Source organism: Caballeronia sp. LZ043, assembly GCF_031451075.1.
Classification (GTDB): Bacteria; Pseudomonadota; Gammaproteobacteria; order Burkholderiales; family Burkholderiaceae; genus Caballeronia.
This window is the reverse complement of sequence record NZ_JARUXT010000001.1, coordinates 2863790-2879847: the sequence shown is the minus strand read 5'-3', so window position 1 is coordinate 2879847 and position 16058 is coordinate 2863790. Positions and strand designations below refer to the sequence as shown.

At 64.8% G+C, this 16058-nt stretch carries 15 protein-coding genes; 4 read left to right on the top strand and 11 right to left on the bottom strand.

Annotated elements, in window-relative coordinates; all coding sequences use genetic code 11:
• Positions 1-2: 2 nt before the first annotated feature.
• The 8 genes from QCE64_RS13180 to mgrA form a co-directional block, all read right to left on the bottom strand.
• The gene (locus QCE64_RS13180; RefSeq protein ID WP_309919382.1) at positions 3-803 is read right to left on the bottom strand and encodes a xanthine dehydrogenase family protein subunit M; all 801 of its coding nucleotides are present in this window, start codon (positions 801-803) and stop codon (positions 3-5) included.
• A gap of 11 nt (positions 804-814) precedes the next feature.
• Positions 815-3196, bottom strand: coding sequence for a xanthine dehydrogenase family protein molybdopterin-binding subunit (locus QCE64_RS13175; protein WP_310004056.1), 2382 nt, complete (start codon positions 3194-3196; stop codon positions 815-817).
• Positions 3197-3251: 55 nt separating this feature from the next.
• A complete protein-coding gene (locus QCE64_RS13170; protein WP_310004054.1) occupies positions 3252-3728 on the bottom strand; it encodes a 2Fe-2S iron-sulfur cluster-binding protein in 477 nt (158 codons plus the stop codon).
• 214 nt (positions 3729-3942) lie between these two features.
• Positions 3943-5391 carry an amino acid permease gene (locus QCE64_RS13165; RefSeq protein WP_310004052.1) on the bottom strand — a complete coding sequence of 483 codons (1449 nt, stop codon included), beginning with the start codon at positions 5389-5391 and terminating at the stop codon, positions 3943-3945.
• 144 nt (positions 5392-5535) lie between these two features.
• Positions 5536-6189: a response regulator transcription factor RqpR gene (gene rqpR / locus QCE64_RS13160; RefSeq protein ID WP_309919373.1), complete on the bottom strand. Its 654-nt coding sequence runs from the start codon at positions 6187-6189 to the stop codon at positions 5536-5538.
• Between the two features lie 8 nt (positions 6190-6197).
• Complete coding sequence (locus QCE64_RS13155; protein ID WP_309931394.1) at positions 6198-7073, bottom strand: sensor histidine kinase; 876 nt, start codon at positions 7071-7073, stop codon at positions 6198-6200.
• Between the two features lie 343 nt (positions 7074-7416).
• On the bottom strand, positions 7417-8187 hold the full coding sequence (locus QCE64_RS13150; protein WP_309811093.1) for a ferredoxin--NADP reductase: 771 nt from the start codon (positions 8185-8187) through the stop codon (positions 7417-7419).
• Between the two features lie 507 nt (positions 8188-8694).
• Complete coding sequence (gene mgrA, locus QCE64_RS13145) at positions 8695-9738, bottom strand: L-glyceraldehyde 3-phosphate reductase (protein ID WP_309811091.1); 1044 nt, start codon at positions 9736-9738, stop codon at positions 8695-8697.
• A gap of 237 nt (positions 9739-9975) precedes the next feature.
• On the opposite strand from mgrA, the gene QCE64_RS13140 reads away from it, so the two are divergent.
• A complete protein-coding gene (locus QCE64_RS13140; protein WP_309931391.1) occupies positions 9976-10773 on the top strand; it encodes a mechanosensitive ion channel family protein in 798 nt (265 codons plus the stop codon).
• A 79-nt stretch (positions 10774-10852) separates the two neighbouring features.
• On the top strand, positions 10853-11056 hold the full coding sequence (locus QCE64_RS13135) for a DUF3185 family protein (RefSeq protein WP_309811085.1): 204 nt from the start codon (positions 10853-10855) through the stop codon (positions 11054-11056).
• A gap of 10 nt (positions 11057-11066) precedes the next feature.
• Here QCE64_RS13135 and QCE64_RS13130 read toward each other — a convergent pair whose 3' ends face one another.
• Positions 11067-11843, bottom strand: a complete 777-nt coding sequence (locus tag QCE64_RS13130; RefSeq protein WP_309931389.1) for a phytanoyl-CoA dioxygenase family protein — start codon at positions 11841-11843, stop codon at positions 11067-11069.
• Positions 11844-12221: 378 nt separating this feature from the next.
• On the opposite strand from QCE64_RS13130, the gene QCE64_RS13125 reads away from it, so the two are divergent.
• Complete coding sequence (locus QCE64_RS13125) at positions 12222-12503, top strand: hypothetical protein (RefSeq protein ID WP_309811079.1); 282 nt, start codon at positions 12222-12224, stop codon at positions 12501-12503.
• On the opposite strand, the gene QCE64_RS13120 is transcribed toward QCE64_RS13125, so the two are convergent.
• Both QCE64_RS13120 and metK read right to left on the bottom strand, forming a co-directional pair.
• The gene (locus QCE64_RS13120; RefSeq protein WP_310004050.1) at positions 12500-13588 is read right to left on the bottom strand and encodes an alkene reductase; all 1089 of its coding nucleotides are present in this window, start codon (positions 13586-13588) and stop codon (positions 12500-12502) included. The two genes, QCE64_RS13125 and QCE64_RS13120, sit on opposite strands and share 4 nt — an antisense overlap.
• 121 nt (positions 13589-13709) lie before the next feature.
• Positions 13710-14897: a methionine adenosyltransferase gene (metK, locus tag QCE64_RS13115; RefSeq protein WP_309919354.1), complete on the bottom strand. Its 1188-nt coding sequence runs from the start codon at positions 14895-14897 to the stop codon at positions 13710-13712.
• Positions 14898-15173: 276 nt separating this feature from the next.
• Here metK and QCE64_RS13110 point away from each other — a divergent pair, with 276 nt between their 5' ends.
• The gene (locus QCE64_RS13110) at positions 15174-16058 is read left to right on the top strand and encodes a lipid A biosynthesis lauroyl acyltransferase (RefSeq protein ID WP_309931383.1); all 885 of its coding nucleotides are present in this window, start codon (positions 15174-15176) and stop codon (positions 16056-16058) included.

The following is a 16058-nucleotide window of genomic DNA, read 5'->3' as shown; positions in this document are numbered from 1 at the left end:
GGCTAGAAGGACAGCGCACGTTCCACCGCGCGGCCCGCGAGCACCGGTATCAGGTGCGCGCGGTATGCGGCGCTGGCGTGCATGTCCGCGTTGAGTTGATCCGGCGCGATGGTCACGCCGCGCGCCGACGCCACCGAAAAGTCCCTCGACAACGCCGCCTCCAGCTCGGCGGACCGGAACACCGACGGCGCCGCGCCGGTCACGCCGACGCGCACGCCATCCTTGAACTTCGCGACGAACACGCCGACCAGCGCGAAGTGCGACGCGGGATTGCGAAACTTCTCATACGCCGCGCGCTCGGCCAGCGGAAACTCGACCGCGGTGATGAGTTCATCGGGTTCGAGCGCGGTCTGATACATGTCGATGAAAAAGTCGTCGGCGGCGATGCGCCTGCGGTCCGTCACGACGGTCGCGTTCAGCGCGAGCACGGCGGACGGATAGCACGCGGCGGGATCGTCGTTGGCGAGCGAGCCGCCGATGGTCCCGCGTTCGCGCACCTGGCGGTCGCCGATCCGGCCCGCGAGATCCGCGAGGCCCGGCAATGCCTGCTGCACGTCGGGGTTCGCCGCCACGGCGGCATGGCACACGGCGCCGCCGATGGTGAGCGTGCCGCCATTCAACGTGACAGCTTTCATCGACGCGATGCGCGTCACGTCGATCAACGCCGACGGCTGCGCGAGACGCAGGCGCATGGTCGGCAGCAGGCTCTGGCCGCCGGCGAGGAACTTGGCCTCGTCGTTTGAGGAAAGCGCCGCGACGGCTGCCTGCGCTTCGCCCGGCCGTTGATAGTCGAATGAGTACATGGCCGGTCTCCTTATGCGGGTTGGGCGGCGTGCATCGCGGTCCAGACGCGGTGCGGCGTCGCGGGCATCTGCAAGTCCTTCACGCCGAGCGGCGCGAGCGCGTCGAGAATCGCGTTGATGACGGCGGGCGGCGAGCCGATCGCCCCCGCTTCGCCGCAGCCCTTCACGCCGAGCGGATTGTGCGTGCACGGCGTGCCTTTCGCGGTCTCCACGGTGAAGTTCGGCAGATCCACGGCGTGCGGCATCGCGTAGTCCATGAACGAGCCGGACAGCAACTGGCCGGTGCTGTCGTCATACACGCAGCGCTCGAGCATCGCCTGCCCGATGCCCTGTCCCAGCCCGCCGTGCACCTGGCCTTCGACGATCATCGGATTGATCACGTTGCCGAAGTCGTCGACGGCGGTGAACTTCTGGATGCGCGTCTCGCCCGTGTCCTGGTCCACTTCCACTTCGCACACGTAGGCGCCGGACGGATAGGTGAAGTTGGTCGGATCGTAGAACGCGTTCTCGTTGAGGCCTGGCTCCATCTGGTCGAGCGGGAAGTTGTGCGGCACGTAGGCGGCCAGCGAGACATCGACGAAGGTCTTGGTGCGGTCCGTTCCCGCGACCCGGAACACGCCGTTCTGGAACTCGATGTCCTCCACCGCCGCTTCCAGCAGATGCGCGGCGATCTTCTTCGCCTTCGACTCGACCTTGTCGAGCGCCTTCATGATCGCCGAGCCGCCGACCGAGATCGAGCGCGACCCGTACGTGCCCATGCCGAAGGGAATGCGTCCGGTATCGCCGTGGATGACCTCGACGTTTTCGATCGCGATGCCGAGCCGGTCCGCGACCACTTGCGCGAAGGTGGTTTCGTGGCCTTGGCCGTGACTGTGCGAGCCGGTGAAGACGGTGACCGAGCCGGTCGGATGCACGCGCACTTCGCCTGCTTCGAAGAGACCGGCGCGCGCGCCCAGTGCGCCCGCCACGTTCGACGGCGCCAGTCCGCACGCCTCGATGTAGCACGAATAACCGATGCCGCGCAGCTTGCCGTTTTGCTTCGATTCCTCGCGCCGCGCCGCGAAACCTTTCACGTCGGCGAGTTCCAGCGCGCGATCGAGGCAGGCGTCGTAATCGCCGGTGTCGTAGGTCAGGCCGACCGGCGTCGCATACGGAAACTCGCGGATGAAGTTGCGGCGCCGCAGTTCCACCGGGTCGATGTTCAGCTCGCGCGCCGCCGTTTCCACCAGCCGCTCGACCACATACGTCGCTTCCGGCCGGCCCGCGCCGCGATACGCATCCACCGGCACGGTGTTCGTGAACACGGCTTTCACTTCGGCGTAGATGGCGGGCGTCGTGTACTGGCCGGCGAGCAGCGTCGCGTAGAGCACGGTCGGGATCGACGAGGCGAAGGTCGACAGATACGCGCCCATGTTCGCCGTCGTATGCACGCGCATGCCGATGAACTTGCCGTCCCCGTCGATGGCCAGTTCCGCCTTCGTGACGTGGTCGCGGCCGTGCGCGTCGGAGAGAAAGGCTTCGGAACGTTCCGCTGTCCACTTGACCGGCCGCCCGACTTTCCGGGATGCCCACGTCAGCGCGACATCTTCCGGATACAGGAAGATCTTCGAGCCGAAGCCCCCGCCGACGTCCGGCGCGATCACGCGCAGTTTCGACTCCGGCAGTTGCAGTACGAACGCCGCCATCAGCAGACGTTCCACGTGCGGGTTCTGGTTCGCGACGTAGACCGTGTAGCTCTCGTCGTGCTTCGAGTAGCTCGCGTTGACGGCGCGCGGTTCGATGGCATTCGGCACGAGACGCTGATTGACGATATCGAGCGTCGTCACGTGCGCGGCCTGCGCGAAGGCGGCGTCGGTCCGGGCCTTGTCGCCGTGGCCCCAGTTGTAGCAGATGTTGTTCGGCACGCTGTCGTGTACCAGCGGCTGGCCGGCGTCGGATGCGCTGCCGGTATCGACCGTAGCGGGCAGCTCGTCGTAATCCACCTCGATCAGTTCGAGCGCGTCCTTCGCCTCCTTGACCGTCTCCGCGATCACCAGCGCCACCTGATCGCCCACATGCAGCACCTTGTCGTGGGCGATGACCGGGTGCGGCGGTTCGTGCATCGGTGAGCCGTCGGTGCTGTGGATCAGCCAGCCGCACGGCAGGCCGCCGACGTTCTCGCCCGCCAGATCCCGGCCCGTGAAGATGCCGATCACGCCCGGCGACGCCTTCGCCGCCTCGATATCGATGCGCGTGATCCGCGCGTGCGCATGCGGCGAGCGCAGGAACACGCCATGGCTTTGCTGCGGCAGGACCACGTCGTCCGTGTACTGGCCCGCGCCGGTCAGGAAGCGATAGTCTTCCTTGCGCTTGACGCCGGCGCCGATCAATTTCTGTTGCTCAGGGGCATTCATCGCGGTCTCCTGTTCAGGCGCGATTCATCGTTTCGGAGGGGGATCGGAACCGGGATCAGGCGCCCGCTTTCATGTCCTGCGCGCCTTGGAGCACCGCTTTGACGATGTTGTGATAGCCCGTACAGCGGCACAGGTTGCCGTCGAGCTGCTCTCGGACTTCTTCCTCGGACAGGTTGGCCGACTGCTCGGCCAGCGCGCTCGCACTCATCACCATGCCCGGGGTGCAGAAGCCGCACTGCAAGCCGTGACAGTCCTTGAATGCCGCCTGCATCGGATGGAGCTGGCCGTCTCGCGCCATGCCTTCGATGGTCGTCACGTCCATGCCGTCCGCCTGCACGGCGAGCATGTTGCACGACTTCACCGCGCGGCCTTCGAGGTGCACGGTGCACGCACCGCACTGGGCGGTGTCGCAGCCGATGTGGGTGCCGGTGAGGCGGAGTTGATCGCGGAGAAACTGGACCAGCAGAAGATGCGGTTCGACGGTGGCGGTCACGGGCTTGCCGTTGACCGTCAGGCTGATGCTGAGCGCCATTTCACTGTCTCCATGTGAGGACGGACCCGCTTCACGCCGTTGCACCTGCCTTACTGCCGCCGTGAGCGTTCAGCTGGGTTGGGTGTTGTGTTTGTGACGTCGAGTAAAACACAAATCGACGGGCGTCGCCATCCGCGCGAACGCCCGTCCGGTTCAGGCCGCCGCACTGCAAAACGCCGCCCGGAGGCGGCGTTTGGAAACCTGTGCAGAGCGTTCAGTGCGTCGCGGTTTCGCGCTCATTCAAACGGGCAGACGCGCCCGACGCTTCAGACGGCGCGCGGCCCAGCAGCGCGTGACGGCGCGAATAGGCGAAATAGATCGCCAGGCCGGCCACCAGCCACACGAGGAAGGCAATCCAGGTGGTCGCTTGGAGGTTGGCCATGAGGAAGAGGCACGAGGCGACGGCCAGCACCGGCACCACCGGCACGCCCGGGCAGCGGAACGCACGCGGCAGGTCGGGGTGCGTACGGCGCAGGATCAGCACCGCGACGGACATCAGCGAGAACGCGGCCAGCGTGCCGATGTTGATGAGTTCCGCCAGCACGTTGAGCGGCACGAGCGCGCCGATCAGCCCGAAGACGATGCCGACGAGCCAGGAAGTGAAGAAAGGCGTCGAAAAGCGCGGATGCACCTTCGACAGGCGCGCGGGCAGGAGACCGTCGCGCGACATCGCGTAGATGATGCGGGTCTGGCCGTAGTTCATCACGAGAATCACGGTGAGCATGCCGAGCACCGCGCCGAGATCGATGAAGCCGGCCACCCAGTTCTGCCCCGCCAACTGCAGCGCGAACGACACCGGATGCGGATTGTTCGCAAACTGCGCCGACGGCACGATCCCCGTCACGACGCCCGCCACCGCTACGTACAGCACGGCGCACACGACCAGCGACGAGATGATGCCGATGGGCAGATCGCGCTTCGGATTCTTCACTTCTTCCGCCGCCGACGACACCGCGTCGAAGCCGATGAACGCGAAGAACATCACGGCGGCCGCGCCGAACACGCCGGACCAGCCGTGCGGCATGAACGGATGCCAGTTCGCGGGCTTGACGTGGAACACGCCCACGGCGATCACCAGCAACACGACCGTCACCTTGATCGCGACCATGAGGTTGTTGACGCGCGTCGATTCCTTGATGCCGACCGAGAGCAGCGTGGTGATGGCCATCATTACCAGGAACGCGGGCAGGTTGAACCAGGTGACCTGGCCGGGCAGCGCACCGGGCGCAGCGGTCAGGACGGTGGGCAAGGCGACGCCGAAGCCGGACAACAGCGATTGCAGATAGCCGGACCAACCCACGGACACGGCTGACGACGCGAGCCCGTACTCGAGCATCAGATCCCAGCCGATGATCCACGCGGCCAGTTCACCGAGTGTCGCGTAGGAATAGGTGTAGATGGAGCCGGCGACGGGAATCGTCGATGAGAATTCGGCGTAGGCCAGCGCGGCGAAACCGCAGGCGACTGCCGCGACGATGAACGAGATCATCAGGGCCGGGCCTGCTTGCACGGCGCCCGTGCCGGTCAGCACGAAAATCCCGGTGCCGATGATCGCCCCGATGCCGAGAAAGGTCAGATCGAGGGCGCCGAGTGTTTTCTTGAGCGAGGTGCCGGACGCGCTGGCCAGCATGTGCTCGACATTCTTCCTGCGGAACAACGACATTGCGATGAATCTCCTTCTGGCACGCGGGCGCCCTGCTGCGGGAAACCCGGCATTTTATCGGAGACTCAAAGATTGCCCTGAGATGGGGCACGTCACGCATGCTGTGGCGAAGTTTTACGAATTTATCTTGAGAAAGATAAATTATCAGCTGGCGATGCCCGGATTCATGTCGACGAGACGGTTGCTCATGACGTAGAAGGTCAGCTCCGCGTTGTTGGCGAGCTTCATCTTCTCCAACAACCGCGCGCGATAAACACTCACCGTTTTAACCGAAAGCGATAAGGCGTTCGCGATATCCGTCAGGCGCTTGCCGGACGCCAGCATGCACAGCGTCTGGAACTCGCGGTCCGACAGCTTTTCGTGCGGCAGCCGTTCGGTATCGAGCGAAACGTAGGTTGCGAGCGCTTCGGCCATTTCCGGGCTCACGTATTTCCGGCCCTCCGCCACCTGGCGGATCGCGCCGAGCATCAGCGCGGGATCGGCCGTCTTCGACAGATAGCCCGCCGCGCCCGCCTTCAGTGCCCGCACCGCGTACTGATCCTCCCGGTACATCGAGAACATCAGCACCGGCAAGCGCGGCGCGTCGCGCTTGATGCGCTTCAGCAGGTCGATACCGTTGACGTCGGGCAGCGAGATGTCGAGCATCGCGACATCGAATGGCCGGCGCGCGACAAGCGCGAGCGCCTGCATGCCGGTTTCGGCCTCCGACACTTCAGCGGCGACGCCGCGCTCCACCAGCAATTGCGCGACGCCGCGGCGCACGATGGCGTGGTCGTCGGCGAGCAGGACCTTGAGCATCGGCGGCCTCAGGCGCTCATGACGCCGACCGCGAACAACGCCGGCCGCGCCGCGGCCCACGGCAGGCGCGCGCGCACGATGGTTCCCGCCGGTTTTGCCGCCACGACGCGCAGGCTGCCGCACAGCGACTCGCAGCGCGCACGCATGCCGGACAGGCCGAAGCGCCCGCTCTTGCGACGCGCGGCCGTGCTGATGCCGATGCCGTCGTCCTCGACGGTCAGCGTGATGGCGTCGTTGTCGGCGTCGAGGGTGACGTTCGCGCGCGTGGCGCCGGCGTGGCGCGCGACATTGCCGAGCGCTTCCTGCGCCACGCGAAACAGCGCGAGCGACATGTCATCGGACAGGCGGTCGAGATGCGCGTCTTGCGCGCAGACGAACGTCACGGCAAGCGTCGTGCGGGCTTGGAAGCTTTCGATCCAGTTGAGCAGTTCGGCGCCGAGACCGGCGGCGAAGGTCGGCGCATGCAGACCCTCGACAATGCGATGGCTCGTTTCGCTGACCTCGGCCAGCGCGGCGCGCGCCTGATGCAGCGCGTCGTCGAGTGCGGCGGGGGCATCGGCGGGAAGCCAGTGTCCGGCGCGCGCGAGCGCCAGATTGGCGATGGTGAGCGCCGCGCCGGTTTCGTCGTGGAGATCCTGGGCAAGCGCCTGGCGCGCGCGTTCTTCGGTGGCGGCGAGCAGCGCGGCCAGTTCCTGTACGCGCGCGGTGAGACGCTGGATCTGCCGATCGCCCTTGAGCTTGGCGTCGATGAGCGCGGACCACGGAGACGAAGACGGAAGGCTAAAAGACGCGCCGGGACATTCCGGCGGCGGTGACGACACCCCGCGCAACGGGGCGCGACGAATCGGAGTCTCGTCGAGCGAGATCTTGGCCGGCGGGTTCATTCACATTCCTCGCTTTGAGCGCAACTGGAGCTACGTCCTCGGCTGACCCGCGAGCGGCGTAACTGAATTTACACTCTGTAACATCGAAGATGGGGCGCGCGGCGCGCGCGCCGTCTCAGGCGTAAACGGATCATATCTCAAAAATATGATAAATCCATGTCTGACAAGGCCTGGAACGGTGAACTTCATGTCGTTTGCCAAGTCCGGCGCACACAATGCGTAGGAAAAACACCTACGACACGCTGGCGGCGACGGCAAATTTGTAACTGCGCACTGTGAGTCGAGGCGAAAAAAAACCGGAGCGCGTGGCTCCGGTTCTTGCCCAGCGAATGCGGCGCAACGATCAGCCGACGAACGCCTTCTCGACGACATAGTGGCCAGGATGATTGTTGCTGCCTTCCTTGAAGCCCATGGCGTCGAGCAGTTCGCGCGTGTCGCGGAGCATGTGCGGGCTGCCGCAGAGCATGACGCGGTCGTTTTCGACGGAGAACGGCTCAACCGCCAGATCCGCGAACAGCTTCTTCGTTTCGATCAGATCCGTGATGCGGCCGCGGTTGGCGAATTCCTCGCGCGTGACGGTCGGGTAGTAGACCAGCTTCTCCGACACGATCTCGCCAATGTGCTCGTGCGCCGGCAGATGCTCGGTGATGAAGTCCTTGTACGCGAGCTCGTCGACGAAACGGCAGGTGTGCGTGAGCACAATCTTCTCGTAGCGGTCGTACACGTCCGGGTCCTTGATGATGGACATGAACGGCGCGAGCCCCGTGCCCGTCGACAGCAGCCACAGCGTCTTGCCGGGCAGCAGGTTGTCGGCCATGAGCGTGCCCGTCGGCTTCTTGCCGATCAGCACGGAATCACCCACCTTCAAGTGCTGCAGGCGCGAGGTCAGCGGACCGTCCGGCACCTTGATGCTCAGAAATTCGAGATGCTCTTCGTAGTTGGCGCTCGCGAGGCTGTAGGCGCGCAGCAGCGGCTTGCCTTCGACTTCGAGGCCCACCATCGTGAACTGGCCGTTCTCGAAGCGGAACGAGCTGTCGCGGGTGCAGGTGAAACTGAAAAGCGTGTCGGTCCAGTGATGGACGCTCAGGACGGTTTGAGAGTTAAGGTTGCTCATGGCTTCTTGAACTGTGCGAAAACGGTGGCGCTCCGACGATCGCGGCCGGCTTGCGGCAACCATCGCCACGCCGGGGCCGCGCTGCAAACGCGCGCACGACGAAGGCGCTGCGCTGCGCGAAAGGACGATCGAGTGGTGACGGCCGCGGATCGGTACGACCCAGGCGCTTCGGTACGACTCAGGCTACGACTCGGACTACACCCAGGCAGCGCGACAGCCCGGCGGAGTCGTGCATTTTAACCCGATAGCGAATCCGCGTCGTCCGGGGCCGCGCGGGACGCCGCTGCGGCAGAGTCGCGCACGTCTGTCTCCAGACGTAACGCGCGGACGAAAAGCGCGCTGAACGGATGTCGCTGGCTGGCGTGTGGCTGGCGGGCGGCGGGCTTCAGCGGGCTTCCTGGCAATGATCGAATCGCCGGAAGCCGCCGAGCCCGCATGATAGCAACGGAACCGTCGCCGGCTGGAAAAACCCCTTTCCGCAGAAAGGCTTGGACGCGTTTGCGCCGGTCAGATGCGCTGATCGGTGGAGGGCTTCTCCCACAGATTGATGCCGCCTTCCTGCGCATGCCGGTCGATCTCAGCGAGTTCCTCCGCCGTGAACTCCAGGTTCTTCAGCGCGGCGACGTTCTCCGTGACCTGCTCCGCGCGGCTCGCGCCGATCAGCACCGAAGTCACGCGCGAACCGCGCAACGCCCACGCCAGCGCCATTTGCGCGAGGCTCTGGCCGCGCTTCTGCGCCAGTTCATCGAGCTTGCGCACGTGCGCCAGATTGGCGTCGCTCAGATGCTCCTGCTTGAGCGACCCACCGCCCGGCTTGTTGACGCGCGCATCCTGCGGCACGCCGTTGAGATACTTGTTCGTCAGCAGACCCTGCGCGAGCGGCGTGAACGCAATGCTGCCGGCGCCGATGTCGTCAAGCGTGTCGAGCAGTTCCTTCTCGATCCAGCGGTTCAGCATGTTGTAGGACGGCTGATGGATCAGCAGCGGCACCTTGTGTTCGGCGAGCAGCTTCGCCATTTCACGCGTCTTCGTCGCCGAATAGGACGAAATGCCCACGTACAGCGCCTTGCCGGAATGCACCGCGGTGGCGAGCGCGCCGGCGGTTTCCTCGAGCGGCGTGTCGGCGTCGAAACGATGCGAATAGAAGATGTCGACGTAATCAAGGCCCATGCGCTTCAGGCTCTGATCCAGGCTCGCGAGCACGTACTTGCGCGAGCCGCCGCCCTGGCCGTACGGTCCCGGCCACATGTCCCATCCGGCCTTCGACGAAATCAGCAGTTCGTCGCGGTACGGCCGGAAATCGTCCTTGAAGAGGCGCCCGAAGTTGGTTTCGGCGCTGCCGTAGGGCGGGCCGTAGTTGTTGGCGAGATCGAAATGCGTGACGCCCAGGTCGAACGCGGTACGCAGGATTTCGCGCTGGGTGGAAATGGGCGTGGTGTCGCCGAAGTTATGCCACAGGCCCAGCGAAAGCGCCGGCAGCTTCAACCCGCTTCTGCCACAGGTGCGGTACTGCATCTGCGTATAGCGCTCGGATGATGCGTGGTAAGCCATGACGGATTTCCTCTGCGGATTTGCATGTTGAACGGACTTGCGACCGGCATGGCAGCGTACGCCGTGCGGGCACGCGACCTGCCAAGGGCGTCCATGGTAAGCCGATCGACGTCGGGCGTGCAGCGTCCTTCCCGCCGTCCCGTTATTTGGCACCGCCTTTCACCGGGACGCTGCCAGCTACAGTGAACGTTCGCCGGTCCAGCCGGACCAATGCTCATCCCGTTTCTGGAGCTTCCCATGGATTCGATCGACCGACTGCGCCCCGCCTACGACTCCTTTACCGCCATCGCCGTGACGTACGGCATCGACATCTTGCTGGCCCTGTTGATCCTGCTGGCCGGATGGTGGATTTCCAATGTCGTCGCCAACGCGCTGCGCCGTGCGCTGGCCCGCACCAATGTCGACGCGACGCTCACGCCGGTGCTCGCCAGCATCGCGCTATGGGCGATCCGCGTGGTCGCCATCGTCGCGGCGCTCGGCAAGTTCGGCATCGCGGCGGCCAGCATCCTCACCGTGCTCGGCGCCGCGGGCCTGGCTATCGGGCTGGCCTTGCAGGGCACGCTGCAGAACATCGCGGCGGGGCTGATGCTGTTGCTGCTGCGGCCGTTTCGGGTCGGCGATTACATCGAAGGCGTCGGCACCACGGCGGGCACCGTCAATGAAATCGGACTGTTCACCACGCGTCTGACGAAAGCCGACGGCATCGTCATGTACGTGCCGAACAGCCTGATCTGGGCGAACGCCATCACCAACTACAGCGCGAACGACCGCCGGCGCGTCGTCATCAACTTCCAGGCGCAGCACGGGCTGAAAGTGGATCACGTGCTCGGCGAACTGCGCCGGCTGGTCGGCGAGGATGCGCGCATCGTGCAGGAAGGGCCGTCGGCGCCGTGGATTGCGGTGACGGATTACACCGATACCGGCGTCAAGTACAACCTCGGCGCGTGGACGAGCCGGGGCGATCACGCCAACGTGATGGCCGATCTGCTGCGCAAGATCCAGCCGCTCACGCGCGGGGAAGCGCAGGCCGCCTGAATCGGTTGGCCAACGGGCGGGTGGACGCCGGCTTGCCAACCGATTAACCTGACGCGCCTTTCAGTCACGAGACCAGACCATGACCCGAGCGATTTCCGTTGCGCTGCTTGTCGGCGGCATTGTGCTGCTGTACTTCGGCGGCCAGTCGTTCCATTCGCTGTCCAACGACGTGGCCCGTTTCTTCACAGGCTCGCCGACGAACAAGACCATCTGGCTGATCGCCGGCGGCGTCGTGGCGTGTTTGGCCGGGCTGATCGGACTGGCCATTCCTTCGCGGCGCTGAGCCCGCCGGATCAGGCGAGCGCCACTTCCGGCTTCGATGCCGAACGCGTGCCCGGCAGCGGCGCGTTGCTCGCCCCGCGATAGGTGTAGACGAGCGAGAACTTCACCTGGTCAGTGAGGTTCTTGCCGGCCGAATGCAGCGTATTGCAGTGGAAGAACACGACGTCGCCCGGTGCGAGTTCCGGCGACACCGCCGTGCGAATCAGGGCGGCGTTTTCCGGCACGTCGGAGCGGAAGAATTTGGCGTCGTCGAAACGATCCGACGTGAACGGCAGCTTGTGCGATCCCGGCACGAACCACAGCCCGCCGTTATCCACCGTCTCGCGACCCATCGCGACCCACGCCGACACCAGGTCGTCTCGTTCGAACGCCCAGTAGCGCACGTCCCGATGCCATCCGGTCAGGCTGCCGTACGCCGGATGCTTGGTCATCATGCAGTTGTGATGCGCGCGCGAGAGATACGGCGTTTCCCCGAAGTACAGTTCCATCCAGCCGCGCACTTCCGGCGATGTCGCGAACTCAGCGAACAGCGGATGCCGCGCGTAGGCGTCCAGCAGACGACGCACCGTGTGGCCGCCGGGCGCTTCCTTTGAATCCGGCGCGCCCGGATACCTGAGGTCCGCTTCGAACTCGATGGGCGCCGCGGCCTCGGCGAGTTGCTGACGCGCGACGTCACGCATGGCGTCGCAACGTTCTTGGGAAACGAGTCCCTTGACGATGACGAAGCCCGTTTCGCGCAGTTCACGCACCTGTTCTTTTTTGGATTTCAGCCAGTTTTGATCAGACATTTCAGTTCCGCGTGCCTTGGCTCGATCATTCATGCCAATGACGCTATATCCGGAATTGGTTTGAATTCATCGATTGTAATTCCGTCGTGGCGCCAAGGCCCATGCGGTGGAGCTTTACCTGATTCTTGTCAGCGAACGCTTCAGAAAATTACAGGGAAAACGCGGACTTACCCGGGTCATGAAGCTCTTGTACATTGGCCGCATCAATTCGGTGCAACTTGATGAATAGAGTTGGATCGAAGGCTTGAACGTTATTTTTGAGACGACTACCGTCAGGTTTGCCATCCAGCAAACCGACCTCCCGCCGACATGAACTCCCGAATCGCCATGGGCCTTTCCCGTGCAGCATCACGCGCGGCGCGTCCTGCCCGCCGCGGCATGATCCGCGCACTGCGCCATCATTCCACCCGCACTCGCCTGCTTGCGGAGCAATTGAAGCAGGTCCATCCCGTCGATGGCATTCGCTCGTGGTTCCGCGGACTTTTCTTCAATCTTCGGGTACGTGCAGCATCGCGCCGCGTGTCGTTGCGAGCCTTGTTGCGACGCCCGGTGTCATTGCGCGCACCCACGCCCAAACCCAAACCGGCTGCATTGACGAGCCGCCGTCCGCGCCGCCTGTCGACGAGCAGCGCCGGCTGGTACGCATTCGCCGCGCGCTAGGCGCTCTTGTCGTTCAGCGCCGCGTAGTCGGTATAGCCCGCCTCGCCGCCGCCTCGAAGGGTTGCGGGATCGGCCTCGGCCAGCGGCGCGTTCTCCTTCACCCGTTCCACCAGATCCGGATTCGCGACGAAGGCGCGGCCGAATGCCACGGCATCGGCGGCGCCGCGCCCGATCAGCGCGCTCGCTTCGTCGATGCGCCAGTCGCCAGCCGCGATGAGCGCGCCGCTATACGCATCGCGCACGCTGTGAAGCAGGGCGTCGTCGAAATCGGCCAGCTGCAGATACGCGATGCCGATCCGCTCGAGTGCATGCGCCAGGTACGTCGCCGATTCGCGTGCTTCGGCATCCTCGATATCCGCGCCTGCGAAGAGCGGCGACAGCCGCAAGCCGATACGATCCGCGCCAAGCACGCTTGACACCGCCTCGAGCACGTCCACGACGAGCCGCGTTCGCTGCTCGACGCCGCCGCCGTATTCGTCGCTGCGACGGTTCGTGCCGGTCGCGATGAACTGATGCAGCAGCGCGCCGTCGGACGCGTCAATTTCGAGCAGGTCGAAACCGGCCCGATCGGCGCGGTGCGCGGCATCGACGTATTGCAGCACGACGCTCGCGATCTCGTTCGTTTCCAGCGGGCGGGGGTCATCGGCATCGATCAAGGCGAACGCGCCGTCGTCTTCGCGCACGAGGAGTTTTGCGTCGCGCGCCCGGATCGCCGAGGGCGCGACGGGCGGCGCGCCGCTTTCCTGCAAGCGCCGATGCGACAGTCGCCCGGCGTGGGCTAGTTGCAGCGCCATGCGACCATGCCGGGCATGCACCGCGCCCGCGACGGCTTTCCATCCCGCTTCCTGCGCATCCGAAACCATGCCGGGCGTGGCATAGCCGCCGCGTCCCGCGGGTGAAATCTGCGCGGACTCCGTGATGATCAGGCCCGCGCTCGCGCGCTGCGCGTAATAGCGGGCATTCATTTCGACGGGAACGTCGCCGGGCTGTGCGGCGCGATGCCGCGCGAGCGGCCCCATGACGATGCGATTCGGCAGTTCAAGACGGCCGATGCCGAGCGGCGAGAAGAGCGTTTCATGCGACATGGCGGCTCCGGAAGTTCCGAGAATCCGCTCATTGCAGCGCAAGAAACGTGCGCAAAAAAAACCGGCAGGCGCGCTGCCTGCCGGTCCCTTGACGACCTGTACTACGGTGCGGCGAAGCGTGTTACGCGACGCTCGCGACCGGCTCGGTGCCTGCCGCTTCGGCCAGCACGAGCGCCTTGTCGGCGGCTTCCCACGAGAACTCCGGCTCTTCGCGGCCGAAGTGGCCGTAGGCGGCGGTCTTCTCGTAGATCGGACGCAGCAGGTCGAGCATCTGGATGATGCCCTTCGGACGCAGATCGAAGTGTTCCTGCACGAGCTTGGTGATCTCGGCGTCCGAGATGCGGCCCGTGCCGAACGTGTTGACCATGATCGAGGTCGGACGCGCCACGCCGATCGCATAGGACACCTGGATCAGCGCACGCGACGCGAGGCCCGCCGCGACGATGTTCTTCGCCACATAGCGGCCCGCATATGCGGCCGAACGGTCGACCTTCGACGGATCCTTGCCCGAGAACGCGCCGCCGCCGTGCGGCGCCGCGCCGCCGTACGTATCGACGATGATCTTGCGGCCCGTCAGACCGCAATCGCCCTGCGGACCGCCGATCACGAAGCGCCCCGTGGGGTTCACCAGGAACTTGATGTCGCCCTTGATGAGTTCCTTCGGCAGCGTCGGCTTGATGACCTCTTCGATCACGGCTTCACGCAGCTGCGGCAGGTCGATGTCCGGTGCGTGCTGCGTGGAGAGCACCACGGTGTCGATGGAATGCGGCTTGCCGTCCACGTAGCGCACGGTGACCTGCGACTTCGCATCCGGACGCAGCCAGGGCAGGCGCCCGTCACGGCGCAGGTTCGCCTGACGCTCGACCAGACGGTGCGAAAGATGGATGGGCAGCGGCATGAGCTCGGGCGTTTCGTCGCATGCGTAGCCGAACATCAGGCCCTGGTCGCCGGCGCCTTGATCGAGGTTGTCGTCGTGCGCCTTGTTCACGCCTTGCGCGATATCGGGCGACTGCTTGTCATACGCGACGAGCACCGCGCAACCGCGATAATCAATGCCGTAATCGGTGTTGTCGTAGCCAATGCGCTTGATGGTTTCGCGCGCGACCTGGATGTAGTCGACATTGGCCGTGGTGGTGATTTCACCGGCGAGCACGACGAGACCGGTGTTGCAGAGGGTTTCCGCTGCGACGCGCGAATACTTGTCCTGAGCCAGGATGGCGTCGAGGATGGCGTCGGAAATTTGGTCGGCGACCTTGTCCGGGTGGCCTTCGGAAACAGATTCGGAAGTAAAGAGATAGTCGTTCGACACGCTTCAGACTCCAGTTTGAGTACGGTTGGTATTCACGTAGCCGACTTCGTTTGGAGTCTGAAGCGGCGACGCTTTAGCGGATATCCTTACCAGGCCGGCAACTCCATGACTGCATGAAGCCCCGCGCCCGCTTCGCCCCGCAAGTTGTCCATTAACTCGGCGAAGGTTTTATTATACCGGTTTCCCTTATTTTTTCAGAGCCGACCGCTTGACGCCAATCGCCCCGCATCAATCTTCCGTACCTCGCGGCCACCCGTATGTTCGCTGGAGCACATCATGCTAGGGCGTATCGGGGTAGCCCTTGCGATTGGCTTTCTCAAGTTCCTCGCGATCATTCCATACGGCATCACCGCGCGTTTCGGCGACGGTCTCGGCTGGCTGCTCTATCAGATCCCGAGCCGCCGCAAGCGCATCGTCCACACCAACCTCAAGCTGTGCTTTCCGGAGTGGTCCGACGAGAAGCGCGAGGACATCGCGCAGAAGCATTTCCGCCACGCGATCCGCAGCTACGTTGAGCGCAGCGTGCAGTGGTTCGGCTCGGCCAGGAAGCTCGAAAAGCTGATCCAGCTCGACAGCGCCGTCGACCTCACCGACCCCAACCTGCCGCCCACGCTGTTTCTCGGACTGCATTTCGTCGGCATCGAGGCGGGCTCCATCTTCCTCAACTACTCGCTGCACCGGCAATGCGGCTCGCTCTACCAGCCGTTCTCGAACCCGCAGGTCGAGGAGATGGCGAAGAAGCAGCGCGGCCGCTTCGGCGCCGACATGGCCAGCCGCGCCGACAGCGCGCGCATCGTGCTGCGCTGGCTGCGCGACCGCAAGCCCGTGATGCTCGGCGCGGACATGGACTATGGCATGCGCAACTCGGCGTTCGTGCCGTTCTTCGGCATCCCCACGTGTACGCTGACGGCGGTCGGCCGGCTCGCCAAGACGGGACGCGCGCAGGTAGTGCCGTTCATCGGCGAAGTGCTGCCCGACTACAAGGGCTACCGGCTCAAGATCTTCGCGCCGTGGGACAACTATCCGACCGGCGACGACGAAGCCGATGCCCGGCGCATGAACGCGTTCCTCGAAGAGCACATTCCCGACATGCCCGAGCAATATTATTGGGTGCACAAGCGCTTCAAGACGCGGCCGCCGGGCGAGCCCGGCTTCTACTGA

Bases quoted from the DNA above. Each gene is read 5' to 3' on its own strand.
- QCE64_RS13180 (WP_309919382.1), bottom strand. From the start codon at position 803: ATGTACTCATTCGACTATCAACGGCCGGGCGAAGCGCAGGCAGCCGTC.
- QCE64_RS13175 (WP_310004056.1), bottom strand. From the start codon at position 3,196: ATGAATGCCCCTGAGCAACAGAAATTGATCGGCGCCGGCGTCAAGCGC.
- QCE64_RS13170 (WP_310004054.1), bottom strand. From the start codon at position 3,728: ATGGCGCTCAGCATCAGCCTGACGGTCAACGGCAAGCCCGTGACCGCC.
- QCE64_RS13165 (WP_310004052.1), bottom strand. From the start codon at position 5,391: ATGTCGTTGTTCCGCAGGAAGAATGTCGAGCACATGCTGGCCAGCGCG.
- rqpR (WP_309919373.1), bottom strand. From the start codon at position 6,189: ATGCTCAAGGTCCTGCTCGCCGACGACCACGCCATCGTGCGCCGCGGC.
- QCE64_RS13155 (WP_309931394.1), bottom strand. From the start codon at position 7,073: ATGAACCCGCCGGCCAAGATCTCGCTCGACGAGACTCCGATTCGTCGC.
- QCE64_RS13150 (WP_309811093.1), bottom strand. From the start codon at position 8,187: ATGAGCAACCTTAACTCTCAAACCGTCCTGAGCGTCCATCACTGGACC.
- mgrA (WP_309811091.1), bottom strand. From the start codon at position 9,738: ATGGCTTACCACGCATCATCCGAGCGCTATACGCAGATGCAGTACCGC.
- QCE64_RS13140 (WP_309931391.1), top strand. From the start codon at position 9,976: ATGGATTCGATCGACCGACTGCGCCCCGCCTACGACTCCTTTACCGCC.
- QCE64_RS13135 (WP_309811085.1), top strand. From the start codon at position 10,853: ATGACCCGAGCGATTTCCGTTGCGCTGCTTGTCGGCGGCATTGTGCTG.
- QCE64_RS13130 (WP_309931389.1), bottom strand. From the start codon at position 11,843: ATGTCTGATCAAAACTGGCTGAAATCCAAAAAAGAACAGGTGCGTGAA.
- QCE64_RS13125 (WP_309811079.1), top strand. From the start codon at position 12,222: ATGATCCGCGCACTGCGCCATCATTCCACCCGCACTCGCCTGCTTGCG.
- QCE64_RS13120 (WP_310004050.1), bottom strand. From the start codon at position 13,588: ATGTCGCATGAAACGCTCTTCTCGCCGCTCGGCATCGGCCGTCTTGAA.
- QCE64_RS13110 (WP_309931383.1), top strand. From the start codon at position 15,174: ATGCTAGGGCGTATCGGGGTAGCCCTTGCGATTGGCTTTCTCAAGTTC.